We start from the raw sequence: 15894 nt of genomic DNA, 5'->3' as shown, positions 1-15894 counted from the left end.
GAATGGCTATGAAGCCGGTACGGATTGTACTGATTGAAGATGACCCAATGGTCCGTGAAGTGAACCGGGGCTTCATTGAACAAGTGGAAGGATGCGAGGTAACGGGATATGCGGTTAACGGCAGGGAAGGTCTGATAAGGATCGAGCAGGCCAAGCCAGACCTTGTATTCATGGATATATTCATGCCAGAACAGGACGGCTTGGCAACATTGCGGGAAATCAGAAAACGGGGTCTACCCGTTGATGTCATTGCCGTAACAGCCGCCAATGACCGCAAGACCATCCAGCAGGTCGTACAGCTCGGCGCGTTCGATTACATCATCAAGCCATTCACATACGAAAGGATGAAGCAGGCCCTGGAGAAATATTTCGCCTACCATAACCGCATCGAGACTGAAGAAAACCTCACCCAACAGGAGCTCGATTCCCTTCTGAATGCCCAGCGGCAGAAAGAAACATATAGGGAACAAAGCTTGCCGAAAGGGCTCAACGCAGGAACAATGAAAAAAATTTTGCACTATATTTTGGAGCNGAATAAGATGCATACATTGGGCGGCCTGCTTCAGCTTGGAAAGTACCAGGCTGCCCTCGATTATATCTTCCAGGTGAAAGAGGAGCAGGCAGAACTGACAAACTTCCTTAAGGAACGAATCAAGGATGATAGCCTTTCTGGGCTTTTGCTCAGCAAAGTCAGCCACGGAAAAGAGTTGGGGATCACAGTAGAAATCGATAACAACAGCAAGTGGAACCATTGCCCGGAGAATCTTGACCACCATGATTTGGTAATCATTCTCGGCAATTTGATCGAGAATGCGTTTGAAGCCCTTCGCCAGGTGAAACGGCAAGAGAAGAAGGTATTCGTCAGCTTGGATTATAACGAAGATGGATTTTCCATCATGGTTGAAGATAACGGAGTAGGCATGGACCAGCAAACCATCAACTCGATATTTGAAAACGGATTCACCACCAAAAAGGAGGCTGGGCACGGGATCGGCCTTCATCTGGTCAACGAAATCGCCATGAAGGGAAACGGTACAGTGGATGTCGACAGTTATCCGGATGAAGGGACAAGTATCATCATCACATTTTAAGGGGGAATGGCTATGAAGCCGGTACGGATTGTACTGATTGAAGATGACCCAATGGTCCGTGAAGTGAACCGGGGCTTCATTGAACAAGTGGAAGGATGCGAGGTAACGGGATATGCGGTTAACGGCAGGGAAGGTCTGATAAGGATCGAGCAGGCCAAGCCAGACCTTGTATTCATGGATATATTCATGCCAGAACAGGACGGCTTGGCAACATTGCGGGAAATCAGAAAACGGGGTCTACCCGTTGATGTCATTGCCGTAACAGCCGCCAATGACCGCAAGACCATCCAGCAGGTCGTACAGCTCGGCGCGTTCGATTACATCATCAAGCCATTCACATACGAAAGGATGAAGCAGGCCCTGGAGAAATATTTCGCCTACCATAACCGCATCGAGACTGAAGAAAACCTCACCCAACAGGAGCTCGATTCCCTTCTGAATGCCCAGCGGCAGAAAGAAACATATAGGGAACAAAGCTTGCCGAAAGGGCTCAACGCAGGAACAATGAAAAAAATTTTGCACTATATTTTGGAGCAGAAGGAGCCTGTCTCGGCTGAAAGTGTGGCTGAAGGAGTCGGCTTGGCAAGGGTACCCGCCCGCCGCTACCTCGATTATTTGGAGAAGCAGAATAAGGTTGAAATCACGATTCAATATGGCGGGATCGGCCGGCCTGTGAATCGATACCGGGCAGTTTAGGAGTGTGGTTACTATTATTTAATCATGTGAAACGTTGATCGGCGGGGGTTTTCATTCATCTCCCGCCGATTATTTATTGAACCAATCGGATTCTTACTGGCGCTTGATCGCCAAATTACACTTCTATGTCTTCATTCCCATTAGAAGGGGATCAATGAAGTTTTTAACCTTTTTGTTTAGTTAGGCAGCGTCCAGGAAAAAATACATAGATACTCCTTTTAGCTTGTCACAGGTACATGAATAATCGATCGAAATAGGTGGCTAGAATATGAGAAAGATTGTGAGGTGCTTGTTGCTGCTTTGCCTTTTTGATGCGGTTGCGACTGATATCGGAATTCGGACCGGCTTTATTCAGGAAGGCAATCCTTTGATAGACATGATATACGGTCAAAGCAAGATCGCTTTTTACTGCTGTAAGCTGGTTTTTCCGTTTTTATTGGTTGGCTTGTATGAGAAGTATGTAAAATCCAAGGCAATCGCGATCCTGACATGTTGTTGCTTTTCCCTTTATGCCGCTGTCACGGTCATGCATGCCTCCTGGATTGGAATGGTGTTGTTCATGGTTTGAATTTATGTGGTGTACGGAGCATATCTCTGGCATATTCTTTCGGTTATAATGGATACAATCAATCGGGAGTGAAAGGATGGATTGTATGCCGATCTACAATAAGCTGGTTTGCGATTATATCCCCACTATCATTGAAGAGCAGGGAAAGAAGCTGACGGCACGGGTTTTAGATGAGGAAGAGTATCAGCGTGAGCTGCGGAGAAAAAGCCGGGAGGAACTGGGCGAATACCTGGAGGCGGCAACGGATGCGGATGCCATGGAGGAACTTGCTGACCTGCTGGAAATCATTCATGCACTAAGCCGCATCCATGGAACCGATATAAGCAGGATAGAAGAAATCCGTAAGAAAAAAGCCGATGAGCGCGGAGGCTTTGGTAAAAGAGTGTATCTAGTGAATGTGGAAGACTAAGAGAAATAGGCTGAAATGGCCTATTTTTATATCCAAGGTCATCATGCATTAAGCCGGACAATATAAATAACCCCTTCCGTAATGTGGAGGGGGTTATTTATATGGCCATCGTACCTTATTTAAGGCCGAATTGAGCTTTGTTTACAAGTTTATTTCCTTGGAATGTGAAGTTAGCATTTGCGCCTAGATTGCCTTTACCTTGATACACATAAATGACCGTATGAAGGTTAGTGCCTTTTTCTCCAGATTCAGATAAAACCTCACCTTCACCGCCAATTATTTTTGTCACCTCTTCATAAGACATCCCATTCTCGATCGCATTAAATTGTTCAAGTGTAATTTCTGCTCCAGAATCTCCACCTAGCCCGACTTGTGCTTTGTTAATTAATTTGCCACCCTGGAACGTCATAGTGGCGTTAGACATAAATCCGTCTGTATCAAATTCATATATTACGGTGTGGAGATTACTACCTTGATCTCCGCTTTCAGAAACAACGGTGCCTTTGCTGCCAACAATTTTAGTCACTTCTTCATAAGACATGCCATCTTTAATTTGCTCGAATTTTTCCTTTGTTAACTTATTGCTACTTTTACTGGATGATTCTGTATTTGTTTGCTCAGTCTTTGTGTTATGATCTGAGCTGTTATCATCCCCACCGCCAAATGCAATAGCGGCAATAACAATAATCAATATGATAGCAATTAATCCGAGACATCCGAACTTAAATAATTTTTTCATGTGAAAAACTCCTATCAAATCGTTTTTACAATTAAATTATATCTCTTGAATGTATCGAAATTTGTGGATTTTTTGTGATTTTAGTATCTTGATCGGCGTTTGCTGACACTTGTTTTTCTTTAAAAGTTCACTTTATAGAAGTCGTTTATTTGCCCAAGCTGTTAAGGGACAATAAGGTCTGACGAAAGTCTTTTTCGAAGGGAAAAGGGAGCAATCAAAAGGGGAGCTTGAAGGGAAATTAATGGCATTAGATATACCGACATTATCGATCTTCCGCCAGTCCCTATTAGTGGATGAACGGGAAGAGTTCAGATTTGGCGAGAAAATGGCAATTGGCTTCTATAAAGGGATTGCATGGTTTCTCCCTGTTGCATTAAGAACAAAATTTGGAATAGAAGCAAGTACGGTAGCAAAAGCGATGTACAACTCCCCATTCGGAAGTGGCCCAAAAGTCAGGATCTATCCACCTGTCCAAATTGAAGAACTTGCTAAGTTGGTGAATGAGAGGACTTAAACAAACTTAGCAGGTGCGTTTGATTACTTTTAAATGAGAAACTTTATTTTCAGTGTAATCTGTATTTTAGGGAGGATTATTAAAAAATGATATATTTTACGAAACTATGATTCCCAACTTTGAACCAGTAATTAATACATTCAAAGGCTCTGTTTTGTGTCTGCAGAGTAAACGGGATTAGCCTGTCTTTTTTTAATAATCTTCATTGCATATCGAAATCAATGCTTCAGAATCAAAAAAGAGCCGCAAAAGCGGCCCTCTCCAAGATCCTCTGTGCTTAACTCAATAAGTATTTATTCAATGCTTGTTGTAAAGTTCCTAATGTTATCGCTTTCTCGTTTAATCTCATTCCTGCGTTTATCATATTTCTAACCACTTCAGCTCTTAATCCGGTAATCACGGTGTTACATCCCATTAATGAAGTGCCTTCGATAATCTTCATTAAATGAACAATGACTTCAGTCTCCATTTCCATCATTCCAGAGAAGTCGATAATCAATGTTTGAATATGCAATTTTCCGACTTCTTTCAAAATTTTTTCCTCGAGTATAGCGGTTCTGTGAAGATCAACTGCACCAATCAGAGGCAAAATACACATCGTAGGTGTTATTGGTATGATAGGCACTGAAAGATTTTCAACCAATTCTTTTTGAGCCCTTATCAACGAATCTTTGTATTGGGAGTATGTAATAAAAAAAACATTTAGAAACCGGTCTACTTGATTATTTACTTGTTTTTCTACCGAAAAAAATTCTTCAGTTAAAACCTTATTCGTCGTTTTCTCATTATATTTTTGCAGGAACTTCCATACGGTTCTTCGTATGGCTTGCACCCATTCTAATTTGAAAGATAACGGGATTTCATGTGTCGCCCATGCTATACCTTCTTGTTTGGCAAATGATTGAAGTTCTTGTTCTTTCTCCTGAATAATATATTGAACCAGCAAATGGGCATTATTGATTAGGTCAATATTGCCGACCATTAAAATTTCTTCGATTTTTTCTTTTACATTAGATGCTTCATTCAATAATGAATCTTCGAAAAAATCTTTATTTTCTTGGATAAATTCCAGTAATTTATATGTATCTAGTGACTCTTTCAATAGTAACCCTCCTGATTTTAATATGATTTTAGACTTCTATTAATAGTGACCCTTTTTTAAAATACTAAACCAACTACCAGTTACTTTGTCAAGTTTTGCGTTTAAAAATGGCAACTTATTTATACAGTAAAGATGAAATAACGTTAGGATTAGTAGTATGAATTTCCCCAGGCAGTTGTTTAGTGTAAATAATTCATACTTTATTAATCGGAATAATAAGGTATAATGAATATAAGGAAAGACGGAATATATATGGAGAAGGGAGCAATAAAATGGTTGAGAACTTTCAAGTAATGGAAGGCGCTGAATCTTTTTTCTTCAAAGGAAGTGAGACAGGCATCCTGTTGTCACATGGCTTTATCGGTACGCCGCAAAGTGTTAGGTTCTTGGGGGAGGAGTTAGCGAAAAGGGGATATACGGTTATGGCGCCAAGATTGAAGGGGCATGGCACTCATTATCTCGATATGGAACAGTGCCGGTACATGGATTGGTACGAATCTGTTGCGGAAGGTTATGAGGAATTGAGTAGGCATTGCACAAGAATCGTCATCATGGGGCAATCGATGGGAGGGACATTGGCTTTGTGGCTTGCTGCGCAAAAACAAGAGGTAGACGGAGTCGTCCTCATCAATCCGGCATTGACCATTCCGGCGTTCGATTATGTAAGACAGGAAGCAGACTTGAGATTCATAGATGAAGATATACCTGACATCAAGGCGAAGAATATTCATGAAATCACATACACCAAGGCACCGGTAAAAGCGATTAGGCAGCTTCAGAAGCTGATGAGTCTGACACCGGAAAAATTAAAAGATGTACATTGCCCGGTGCTGGGTTTCAAATCGGCGATCGATCATGTAGTCCCGCCGGAAAACACAGATTTTATCATGGAGCAGATTTCTTCCGTTCAAAAAGAAAGCATTACGCTTCATGACTCCTATCACGTGGCATCGATGGACAATGATAAGGAATTGATTGTTGAAAAAACACATTCATTCATCGAGAGGGCGATAACGATCAAAAGGAGCCTGGTATAAAAGGATATCGAAAAGCCCCGTAGGCTATAATAGCTTACGGGGCTTTCTGGATAGGGAAAGAGCGGCTTATGCAGCGTCTCCCCAGATTTCGTTTACCCATTCAGGATGGTCGATGAATGGATTGCGGTTATGTTGGTAATCGTTATAGATGACTTCATTGCGGTTTCTTTCAAAATCATCAACTGGGTCAAGTTCATTCCATTCTAATAGAACGGACAATTTTCCATGAAGCGGTTCCGGATATGTGCTTACACGGTCTGCAAGCTCCAAGTCGATTTCGCCGTCCGTTCCTTCATAGCGGACGGCCATATAGAATAACATTCGTGCAATGTCACCTTTTACACGGTCAGCCGGCTCCCACGAATCAGAGTCGTATTTATTGTCGGTCGCTTCTTTGTGGGGCGTTCCGCCATTGTCAAAGTCCAAATGTCCTCTGGAACTATTCACAGAAGCATCCGCTGCCCGTAAATGGTGAAGATCTGTTCCAGGTCCTTTTGCTGTTCCGAATTGTCCATGGGATTTTGCCCACACATGTTCGCGGTTCCAATCATCCACACCGGAGCCGAATGTATCTTTCGCTTGTGAGCGGCCAGTATAAAGCAGAAGTACATTATCTGGATTGTTCGGGTCTTCATCCGTGTCTCTTAAAGCATATTTAACTTCGTCATACGTTAATTGTGTATGGCCCTTAATGATGTTATGCAATGCTGTTTTTAATTCTTCGCCTGTTTTTCCGTCTGCGTTGGCGTAATAGCCGTCTGCATCAGTTTCAGGAGCGGATGGCAGTACAGGAGAGGGGATTGCCGGCCCTGCACTGTTGTAGAATTTAATATGGCTTGCATCTACACCATCTTTAACGGTCCATTTTTGGACGTTTTCTGCGCCTTTAATCTTATTGAAGTTGGCATTTTCAATGACAACTTCCTGAACGGTCGCGCCTTTGAAATCCACATAAGAATTTGCTTCAGCAGCGTTAAGGATGACTTTTGTTGTTGCCAATCCTTCACCTTTCAGTGTTGCAGAGGCCTTAACGGTAATACCTTCTGTAATAGAAGAATCCGCACTCATCGTAACCAATGAATTTTCGGTATTAACGGATAACTTGTTCGATTTGAATGCCGATAAGTTATACGTTTTCGCAAATGTTTCTTCTTTTTGTTTTTGAAGCGTTGTTTGGATTAATACTGGATCATGGTCACTTGCGCGTCCGTGTTCTTCCATGAAAGAAGAGTTGATATGGACAATATCTACTTCCGTGTCGGCAGCCATGTTATTGGATACCAAGATATGGTCTAAAACTTGCGAGTTCCCTTGATAAGAGTAAGAGTAACGTTTTTCAAAAGGCACTCGGTCAATCATGTTGATCAATTCATTGCCTTTTACGATTTGCAATGGATTAGAGAATTCAAAGTCATTGAAGTCCCCAAGCAAGACAACATTCGCATCCGGATTTTCTGTTTTTATTTCTTTAACGAAATGATTGACAACTGTTGCGATTTTATTGCGTTGTACTTCACTTTGTAGAACAACCGGCTGTGTCTTACCGAATAACGGCATGTCGCCGCGTTTAGAGTTTGTGTGATTAGCGATGACAACTACTTTTTCGCCTTTGAATTCAAATTGTGCAGCCAATGGCTTACGGCTTGATTTAAAGGCTTCATTTGTCGGATCGATGCGGCCCGGGTTTAAAGTAAGACTATTATTTTCATAACCGACAGCCTGAGTGGCTGTACCTTTTGTTCCTTCTGATAATGTCACGCGCTCTGGGTTATACAAGAAACCTACACGGATGTTTCCGCCGGCAGCTCCGCCGTCCTGATTGTTTACAGGAGCGATATCTGTGAATGAGTATGTTGGTCCGCCAAGAGCAGCGATTTTATCGATCAGGACTTTATACGTTTGATCTGCGCTTGAGTTGCCTGAGTCGGCTTCTCCATCATTATCCTGAATCTCTGTCAATTGAATGATATCAGGCGTTTTCAAGTTCGTGATGATGGATTGGGCAATCTTTGTTACTCTCGCATCTTCTGTTACCGCCGAGAAGTTCTCAACGTTATAGGTTGCGATTGTTAATTTGTCTTCCTTTTTCTCGATTGCCGTTACTTCACGGGCTGTTGTTCCTTCTACTAAAGTCGGCAGTTCATTTTTATTTGGCATTACCATATAGTTGCTGTAGCCATAGCTAACAACACCTTTAAAGGAACCATTAAATGAGTCGCCTGCTTTCGCAACGAAAGAGTTGTCATTCAAGTCGATGGTAATGCGTTCAGGATTCGCGTCTTCCGGAGTGAATTTCAATCCGCCTGCGTTCGTGTTTGTCTCAACGCTGCCAGGAACGACAACAAGGTCCCCGTAGCTTTGCGGAGCGACAACTTTTGGATTCTCAATCTCGACATACATACCTTCCAAGCTTTCGTAGAAGTCGATTCCGTCTTCTTCCGGATCAAATTCTGCAAATGAATCATTGTCAATGATTTCAGTTGGAGCGATGCGGTCTTTGCCGATTACAATCGGAGCAGGTAATTCATGTCCGCTTTCTTTCTTTGTGAAAGAGGATGCTTTGATTCTTGTAACAGGAAGATCTGTTGTATATCGGTCAGAATATCCCTCGTTTAGGTATTCTTCAACGGTTCCCGTAACAGAAACAACATCACCGACTTTAAGCCCGTGTGAAGATTTGTTCACCAGAATACCTTCAGATGTCTGATCGTCGTTGTCAGGCTGTAAATCTTGCATGTAGAAATTGCTTCCGTCTTTTACGAACGTAACAATCCCTTCAATGTCGCTTACAGTTTGATTTTCGAATTGAGAATAATGTCCAGCACCTTGGATATGGTGGATTCTCATTTCGCCTGTCATGATTGTATAAGTGAAAGTAGCAACAGATGAGCTTGTTAGACCATCTTTTACAGCGATTGCTTTAATGATTGCATCTTCAGTAAGCGTGATAGGTGCGTTATATACAGTGCTTGCTGTTGTCGGTTCGTCTCCGTTCACTGTGTAGTAAATCGTAGCACCTTTTGTATTCGTTGAAAGAGTGATTTCTTCGCCAGCTTTTATGAAACCGGCTCCTGGAGTTGCGACAACCGGCTGTACTTTAGAAGCGTCTGCGACAATGTCGGCTGCACCTCTTGGAATCAGCTGATAGGTTTCTTTGTATTGCCCTAATACACCTGTGATTGTATCGTATGTTGCACCGACCGTTAGGAGGGCAGCATCATCTGGGCGGATCACGAATGTTTCTCCATCCGGAGTAGAAGCGGTAAAGTTCTTACCGTCTGTTGATTCGATCGTCACCTTTTCCAACGTAAGCAGCATGGCTTCTTTATCTTCTTGCAATTGGCCAGGCGTTACAATTTGAGGCGTTGGAACGGTTGTTTTTTCAATGACTGTTACGTCGGATTTTTTTACTTCCAATTCCAATAGGTTTTGGTATTGTGTTAACTTTCCTTTAGCCTGAACCCGGTCACCGATTTCAACTTCCTGGCCGGCTCCGTACAATACAATCCCGGCGTCGTCGTCCTGGATATAAACCGTGTTAGTTGGTGAACCGAATGTTGCTGTTACGACCCCTGTGGTCATTGCCGTTTCATTAAGAGCTAATTGTCTTACTTCTTTGATCGGCATGGATGATAATAGGGTATATTCGAATGTTGCCACATCACTGTTTTCTAATCCATCCGCAATAGCGATGGCTTTAATGGTTGTTGCAGCATTAATTGTGATTGGACCTTCGTACAATGTGCTTGCAGAAGTAGGAGTTTCTCCATTTGTTGTATAGTAAATAGCTGCACCGGCAGTTGAAGAAGATAGCGTAATCTTTGTTCCAGCTTCAACTCTGCCAATAATATTTGCTTCAACCGCAGCTGTTTTATTCGGGTTTTCTTCAGAATCTTCCACGAATGTGATCGCAGTAGGGGATTTGATTCCCGGCGTAGTGAAGTATGCCTGAAGCGTACCGGTCACCTGGATTTTTTTGCCGATGTTCGTTGGATTTGTTGCTAAACCAAATTCATTGCGGAACTTGGCAGGGAGTTGAACAGGCATGATTTTGCCAGGATCTGTTTCGTCAATTGAGCTAGCTATTGCTAAGTTGTTGTCGTCTTTAGCCTCTTTCGAGTAATTATTAGTAGCGATCGTATAGCCGACGATATAGCCTTCGACTGTTGCCGTACCTGTATTGTCTGCAATGGCTTGCTCAACGGTCAAGATGGATTCAGCTGCTGCCGCCACAACTTGATTAGCCGGGAAGGCTGGTGATACTAAACTCAATAAAAGAGTAAAGATTAGAACCATATTCAATATGGGATGTTTGGATTTCTTCATTTAGCACACTCCGTCATTATTTATCGGTATTTGTACATATTAAAGCAGGGTTTCGCCTGAAACTTCTACAGCATTAAGATTGAACTCAGAACCAGTCAAGCCGGTTAGATCCAAGTCTCCGTTCACTGTGATGTTTGAAATGGTCAATTCTTCGTTTGAAGCCCCTTTAATCGTCAAAGTACCGTTAACAATGGCATGTTCCAGTGTGTCGCCGTCCGCGATATTAACTACGATATCGCCTGTGTGTGTTTTAGGATTGTTTGCTGTTCCATTAAATTGGGCAGCTGTAAGAGTTGCCGGTTTTTCACCGGCAACGTCTACAACACGTCCTTCGATTTGTGGATTAACTGTTCCTAAATTCTTAACATGATCTCTTAGGTTTTCCCAATCGCTTAGGCCTAAATCAGTTACTCTTCCTTCTTCATATGCTTTCTGGAAAACAGTGTATCCGTCTCCGCCTTTGGCAGTGAAAGCATTTGTAGCTACTACATATGTTTTTGATGGCTGCAGGTCAGTAAATCCGTCCGCTTCTTTCACTTGGACTTTTTGAACACGTTCTCCTGCTGGTTTTGAGCTATCATACGTGTATTTTAAACCGGACACGTGCAAGAAACCGCCATGCTCAGCAGGCGCTAAGTGTACGCTATGCTCCAATGCTTCGATAATCTCTGCACCTGTCAGTTTCATTGTTGCCAATGTGTTTCCGAATGGAAGCACGGTTAAGATTTCTCCCAGTGTGATTTCACCTTGGTCGATTCCTTCACGGATTCCGCCGCCGTTTTGGAAGGCAATAACAGTGTCTTTGTTATATTCTTTTGCTTTTTCAAGCATGCCGTCCGTAATCAAGTTACCTAGCTTTGTTTCGTTTTTGCGCACACTTGGTTTGGTTGTATCGCCTTTGTCACGCGGGTTTTCCAATGCTTCAACAGCTGTTCCGCCGGATGGAGTACTTTTTAGTTCTTCAATTTTAGAAGAATATTTTTCGAGCATTGCAGCAGCTTCAGCATCTTCTTGTTTGTCTGCTACTTTGATTAATTGGCCTGCTTGGCCGACAACTTTACCGTCTTTATCGAATTCAACATCGACAGTTCCTAAGTAGTCGCCGTATTGATAAGCTTGGACAATGACAGTCGGGTCTTTTTCCTTCCCGTTTTCATCTTTCGTTACGACCACCGGTTCCTTCAGTTCATGATGGCTGTGGCCCCCGATGATCAAATCGATGCCGTCCACTGCAGAGGCTAATGTTATATCGTTGTCATAAGCAGGATTATCATCGAAACCTAGATGTGATACAGCAACGATTTTATTAACGCCTTTTGCCTCTAGTGCAGCAACAGCTTTTTCTGCTTCCTCGATGTAATCAGAGAATGTAACATCAACTGGGCTGGCAATATCAGCCGTTTCTTCAGTTGTTAAGCCGAAGAAACCGATTTTTTCGCCTTCGACTTCCTTGATGATTCCATTATAGATTTTCCCGTTTTCCGGTGAGTCCGTAATGGTGTCTCTGACTAAATCCTTTAGGTTCTTATCTTTATCAAAGTTAACGTTCGAGCTTACAAAAGGGAATTTGGCGCCTTTAACAAAGTCTGCCAATGCTTTATGCCCTTCGCTGCTGGATCCTAAGTCGAATTCATGGTTACCAAATGTCATCATGTCATATTCCATTAAGTTCATGAATTCAAGATCAGCTTGCCCTTTGAATTCGTTGAAATACAAAGTTCCTGAGAATGCATCGCCTGCATCTACAAGAAGCGCATTCGGTTTGCTTGCGCGGACTTCTTTAACAGCAGTCACTCGTTTCGCTACATTATCTAAATGAGCGTGTGTGTCATTTGTATGCATCAATGACAATGTGAAATTTTCCTCGCTATTCCCAGCTCGCACTGGGCCTACACCGTACGGGCGCCTTTCAGCGCATACGGCGTGCTATCAGTAAAATCTAATATGTAAGACTAATTTTCCCCAAAAGTAGTTTACGACTGTACTATAACCGAAGAAAAACATTATGTAAATATAATATTGTTCGGATTTGAGGTGAAAACGATTTTATGAATAAAAAAAGAAACAATTATGAAATAAATGAGTAAAAATGATTGATTTTTATAATTTTTACGGGTTATTCTATTAGTGTCCATCAGATAAACGAAATAATTATTCATTCGAAAAAAGTATATAAGAATATTATTTTGTGAGTTTGGTGGGAAAGCAGGACCAATTTTTATTAGGATTTAGGAGGATTTATTGAATGACTGAAAGAACAAAGTCGTACCGTAAGTTCGTTGCCTCTGCGGCAACCGCAACTTTAGTGGCTTCAGCAGTCGCGCCACTCGCTTCTGCCGCAAGTTTCACTGATGTTGCTCCAAAGTACAAAGATGCTGTCGATTTCGTGGTATCTAAAGGGATTTCTGGTTTATCAGGCAACAAATTCGGTGTCAATGACAACATCAAGCGTGTCGATGCCGCTGTTATGATTGCCAAAGTATTGGAGCTTGATGTGAAAAACGCGCCAGCTTCAGGATTTACGGATGTGCCTGCACGTGCGGTTGAATACGTGAATGCATTGAAAGCAGCTGGAATCACAAGCGGTAAAACGGCAACAAAATTCGATAGCCATGCGAATATTACTCGTGGTGAGTTAGCAGTATGGATCCAAAAAGGATTTGAACTAACTGGCCAAAACGATCTTGCATTTACAGATGTAGCAAGCCGTTATAAAGACGCGGTATCCGCATTAGTAAGCAATAAGATCACAAGCGGTGTTTCCGCAACACAATTCGGTACAAACAATCCGGCCAAACGTGGAGATTATGCGATTTTCCTGCATAGAGCTAGTCAATTGACTCCTGAACAAAAATAAACGAAACGTTACTTTATAAGTCGAGAATAGGCGAAATAAGTGGAGAATCTTCAAGAAGAAATCTCTAACTGTTGTCTTAGAATTGTTAGGCGCAATTCCTAACCTTGTTGAATAGTCGAGAAAAACAAGTGCCTAATCCTCCTGCATCCAGTGATGTTCTAACAGACAGAAGGGATGAAGTCAGGTGAAGACGTAGGATGTTACATCCGCGGGGCTCCTTAAAAGATTGCTATGGCCAGGCGACGAATCCATGCCGGAAGCAGAATGGGCTAGTAGATACTATGAAATGCTAGGAGTTTAGTATTTATCCTTGCATCTTACATGATGCAATGGAGATCAGCATAATTGACTATTAAACTGATCTTTCCCATATCTGAATAGTGGAGGCCTAAGGCAGTCAAAAGAAGGGATCTGGACAACGGAACGTTTGAAGTCTTACTGGAAGAGGCGTGTTAGCGCCATAGAAGCCAGATAAGATGGCGGCGGGTTCGTAGTAGTGGTGACCATCTGCCGTTTGCATTCCTATGGCAACATAGGAAGAGGATAAAACAGATGCGAGCGAAGGAACCCAGTCAGTAGGAATAATCTAATAGACAATCTATTTTTCCCCAAAAAATAGTCGTGTTATTTCAATCATTACATACATAAACTTTCAATTTCATAATCCCATTAACCAACTGATCCATCGGCTCCACCTTTCATTTATAACTGTGGCGCGTGGGTATATTCGTGTTTCTTCTTATTATAATGCTTCTGTTCACCGATTTTTTTAAACGAAAGCCCCTATCCATATTTCATTTTTTCTTTGTGCTTCCGTCATTACTTCTATTTATAGGCGTGATTTCATCTGTAAACGCATCTACTATAAAAGCAGGCCGTTTATCATACCACATGCGAAATCGTGTGAATTTCCGTTTGTTTTGTCCCTCTGCTTGCAGCCAATAAACCTTTACGCTTTCTATTTTTATAGGTTCTGCATATGATCCTATTGTTCGCTGGAAGGGGCTCAAATCCAAAAAACTTGTCTTTAATGATGTTCTTTCTTATGTATAGATTTCGCTAAGTTTATTGAGGGAGGTAGTGAAAGAAGGATATTAGCATAATATACCGAATAATTAATATTATATAATGACAGACATTCGATATCTGAAAGGTTGTGTATATTTGAAACCTGAAACAACTACATCAAAAAAATATAATATGGTTAGTTATATTTCTCTTATTATAGGGATTATTTGCTTTTTCATTGTCTTTGTTACACCGACAAGAATAGCAAATGTTGGATATGCAGTTGGAGACTAAATAACAGCGTTTCTGACTGTTTCAGGTATCATATTATCTATAAAGGGTATGGTGAAGAACACGGAGAAAAAAGGAATCTTAGTTATATCTTTAATCCTATCCTCATCTTTCTTTATATTCTGGATCATAATGTTGATTTTATTGTTTGCAGGTCAAATCGAATTTGCTCCTTAATGTCAATTTTTTCTTTCTGACAAACAGAGATTATAGCATAAGCGGGGCTGTCGTTTAGACGGTTTTTTCTTATTGTGTGCTAAAGTGGCAACATTCCTGTAACGAATGAACTGATTAATTATGCTAATATCAACCCAGTTTGTGAACGGATGTACTTAAACAAACTGGACTTTAATGAATGAAGGAACTGTGATCGCAGTTCCTTTTCTTATGCTGCTAAGTGGCAGTTTAGTTGAATAAGAAATAGACTTTTGGTTAAATATGGTATATAATTATTTTTAAGGGAACGTATGTTCTTTCGGGCGGGATTGCTTTTGGTGTGTAAAAAAATAAACTATAAAATTTATGATTGGAGTGTTATTGGATGCAAACAAAAAAAGTTTTTCTATATGTATTTAATACAATGTCGGACTGGGAATATGGATATTTAATTGCTGAACTAAACTCAGGAAGATATTTCAAAAAAGATTTAGTACCTTTAAAAGTAATTACAGTAGGAGCTAATAAAGAAATGATTACTACTATGGGAGGACTGAGCATAAAACCAGATATTTCCCTTGATGAATGTACTCTTGAGAGTAAAGATCTTTTAATTTTACCAGGAGGGACTACTTGGAATGAAGAAATTCATCAACCTATCTTGGAAAGAATTGGCCAAGCTTTAAAGCTCGGCACTATTGTTGCTGCAATTTGTGGTGCAATTGAGGCCCTTGCGAATATGGGATACTTAGATACTAGAAAGCATACAAGTAATAATTTAGAATACACTAAAATGGTATGTCCTAACTATAAAGGAGAAAAGTTCTATGAGGTGGAATCTGCGGTATCTGATGCGAATTTAGTTACTGCATCAGGAATAGCTCCTCTGGAATTTGCGATGGAAGTACTGAAAAAATTAGATGTATTTGCATCAGATACATTACATTCTTGGTATAACCTAAATAAGACTCATAAACCTGAATACTTCTTCCAGTTAATGAGCTCAATGAATAAATGAGTTAAAATATCAAATGGCATTTTATGAGAAATAATCTCCATACTTTGCATGATGTCAAAGTATCATTTTTACACATAATCAA

The 15894-nt window shown here is 41.2% G+C and carries 12 protein-coding genes and 1 pseudogene; 9 read left to right on the top strand and 4 right to left on the bottom strand.

The annotated features are described in order from the left end of the window. The first annotated feature begins 2 nt into the window (after positions 1-2). The 4 genes from BN1765_RS13225 (at position 3) to BN1765_RS13210 (ending at position 2764) form a co-directional block, all read left to right on the top strand. Positions 3-1091, top strand: a complete 1089-nt coding sequence (locus BN1765_RS13225; protein WP_147554197.1) for a response regulator — start codon at positions 3-5, stop codon at positions 1089-1091. 12 nt (positions 1092-1103) lie between these two features. Beyond that, positions 1104-1787: a response regulator gene (locus tag BN1765_RS13220; RefSeq protein ID WP_050615570.1), complete on the top strand. Its 684-nt coding sequence runs from the start codon at positions 1104-1106 to the stop codon at positions 1785-1787. A gap of 268 nt (positions 1788-2055) precedes the next feature. Continuing rightward, a complete protein-coding gene (locus BN1765_RS13215) occupies positions 2056-2355 on the top strand; it encodes a DUF5658 family protein (protein ID WP_050615569.1) in 300 nt (99 codons plus the stop codon). Between the two features lie 85 nt (positions 2356-2440). Continuing rightward, on the top strand, positions 2441-2764 hold the full coding sequence (locus tag BN1765_RS13210; protein WP_050615568.1) for a nucleoside triphosphate pyrophosphohydrolase: 324 nt from the start codon (positions 2441-2443) through the stop codon (positions 2762-2764). A gap of 115 nt (positions 2765-2879) precedes the next feature. Here the strand turns inward: BN1765_RS13210 and BN1765_RS13205 are convergent, their stop codons facing one another. Beyond that, positions 2880-3503 carry a DUF3862 domain-containing protein gene (locus tag BN1765_RS13205; protein WP_050615567.1) on the bottom strand — a complete coding sequence of 208 codons (624 nt, stop codon included), beginning with the start codon at positions 3501-3503 and terminating at the stop codon, positions 2880-2882. Positions 3504-3744: 241 nt separating this feature from the next. On the opposite strand from BN1765_RS13205, the gene BN1765_RS13200 reads away from it, so the two are divergent. Next, on the top strand, positions 3745-4017 hold the full coding sequence (locus tag BN1765_RS13200) for a Rossmann-fold NAD(P)-binding domain-containing protein (protein ID WP_050615566.1): 273 nt from the start codon (positions 3745-3747) through the stop codon (positions 4015-4017). A gap of 277 nt (positions 4018-4294) precedes the next feature. Here BN1765_RS13200 and BN1765_RS13195 read toward each other — a convergent pair whose 3' ends face one another. Next, the gene (locus BN1765_RS13195) at positions 4295-5119 is read right to left on the bottom strand and encodes an STAS domain-containing protein (RefSeq protein WP_050615565.1); all 825 of its coding nucleotides are present in this window, start codon (positions 5117-5119) and stop codon (positions 4295-4297) included. A gap of 272 nt (positions 5120-5391) precedes the next feature. Here BN1765_RS13195 and BN1765_RS13190 point away from each other — a divergent pair, with 272 nt between their 5' ends. Further along, positions 5392-6156 carry an alpha/beta hydrolase gene (locus BN1765_RS13190; RefSeq protein ID WP_050615564.1) on the top strand — a complete coding sequence of 255 codons (765 nt, stop codon included), beginning with the start codon at positions 5392-5394 and terminating at the stop codon, positions 6154-6156. Positions 6157-6222: 66 nt separating this feature from the next. On the opposite strand, the gene BN1765_RS13185 is transcribed toward BN1765_RS13190, so the two are convergent. Continuing rightward, complete coding sequence (locus tag BN1765_RS13185; protein WP_069203032.1) at positions 6223-10482, bottom strand: endonuclease; 4260 nt, start codon at positions 10480-10482, stop codon at positions 6223-6225. 39 nt (positions 10483-10521) lie between these two features. Further along, positions 10522-12324, bottom strand: coding sequence for a 5'-nucleotidase C-terminal domain-containing protein (locus BN1765_RS13180; protein ID WP_050616773.1), 1803 nt, complete (start codon positions 12322-12324; stop codon positions 10522-10524). Between the two features lie 403 nt (positions 12325-12727). On the opposite strand from BN1765_RS13180, the gene BN1765_RS13175 reads away from it, so the two are divergent. The 3 genes and pseudogenes from BN1765_RS13175 to BN1765_RS13170 all read left to right on the top strand — a co-directional run bounded on the left by BN1765_RS13175 (position 12728) and on the right by BN1765_RS13170 (position 15812). Beyond that, on the top strand, positions 12728-13339 hold the full coding sequence (locus BN1765_RS13175; RefSeq protein WP_050615563.1) for an S-layer homology domain-containing protein: 612 nt from the start codon (positions 12728-12730) through the stop codon (positions 13337-13339). A gap of 1128 nt (positions 13340-14467) precedes the next feature. Then, a pseudogene (locus tag BN1765_RS19595) lies at positions 14468-14815 on the top strand (hypothetical protein). 364 nt (positions 14816-15179) lie between these two features. Further along, on the top strand, positions 15180-15812 hold the full coding sequence (locus BN1765_RS13170; RefSeq protein ID WP_050615562.1) for a type 1 glutamine amidotransferase family protein: 633 nt from the start codon (positions 15180-15182) through the stop codon (positions 15810-15812). Positions 15813-15894 lie beyond the last annotated feature (82 nt).

Source organism: Bacillus testis, from assembly GCF_001243895.1.
Classification (GTDB): domain Bacteria; phylum Bacillota; class Bacilli; order Bacillales; family DSM-1321; genus Bacillus_AD; species Bacillus_AD testis.
Note: the sequence above shows the minus strand (reverse complement) of the source record. Positions and strands in the feature narration are given on the sequence as shown.

What these genes read in the sequence shown, in the direction of transcription:
- BN1765_RS13210 (WP_050615568.1), top strand. Translation starts at nt 2,441, where the DNA reads ATGCCGATCTACAATAAGCTGGTTTGCGATTATATCCCCACTATCATT.
- BN1765_RS13170 (WP_050615562.1), top strand. Translation starts at nt 15,180, where the DNA reads ATGCAAACAAAAAAAGTTTTTCTATATGTATTTAATACAATGTCGGAC.
- BN1765_RS13180 (WP_050616773.1), bottom strand. Translation starts at nt 12,324, where the DNA reads ATGCATACAAATGACACACACGCTCATTTAGATAATGTAGCGAAACGA.
- BN1765_RS13175 (WP_050615563.1), top strand. Translation starts at nt 12,728, where the DNA reads ATGACTGAAAGAACAAAGTCGTACCGTAAGTTCGTTGCCTCTGCGGCA.
- BN1765_RS13190 (WP_050615564.1), top strand. Translation starts at nt 5,392, where the DNA reads ATGGTTGAGAACTTTCAAGTAATGGAAGGCGCTGAATCTTTTTTCTTC.
- BN1765_RS13200 (WP_050615566.1), top strand. Translation starts at nt 3,745, where the DNA reads ATGGCATTAGATATACCGACATTATCGATCTTCCGCCAGTCCCTATTA.
- BN1765_RS13205 (WP_050615567.1), bottom strand. Translation starts at nt 3,503, where the DNA reads ATGAAAAAATTATTTAAGTTCGGATGTCTCGGATTAATTGCTATCATA.
- BN1765_RS13215 (WP_050615569.1), top strand. Translation starts at nt 2,056, where the DNA reads ATGAGAAAGATTGTGAGGTGCTTGTTGCTGCTTTGCCTTTTTGATGCG.
- BN1765_RS13220 (WP_050615570.1), top strand. Translation starts at nt 1,104, where the DNA reads ATGAAGCCGGTACGGATTGTACTGATTGAAGATGACCCAATGGTCCGT.
- BN1765_RS13185 (WP_069203032.1), bottom strand. Translation starts at nt 10,482, where the DNA reads ATGAAGAAATCCAAACATCCCATATTGAATATGGTTCTAATCTTTACT.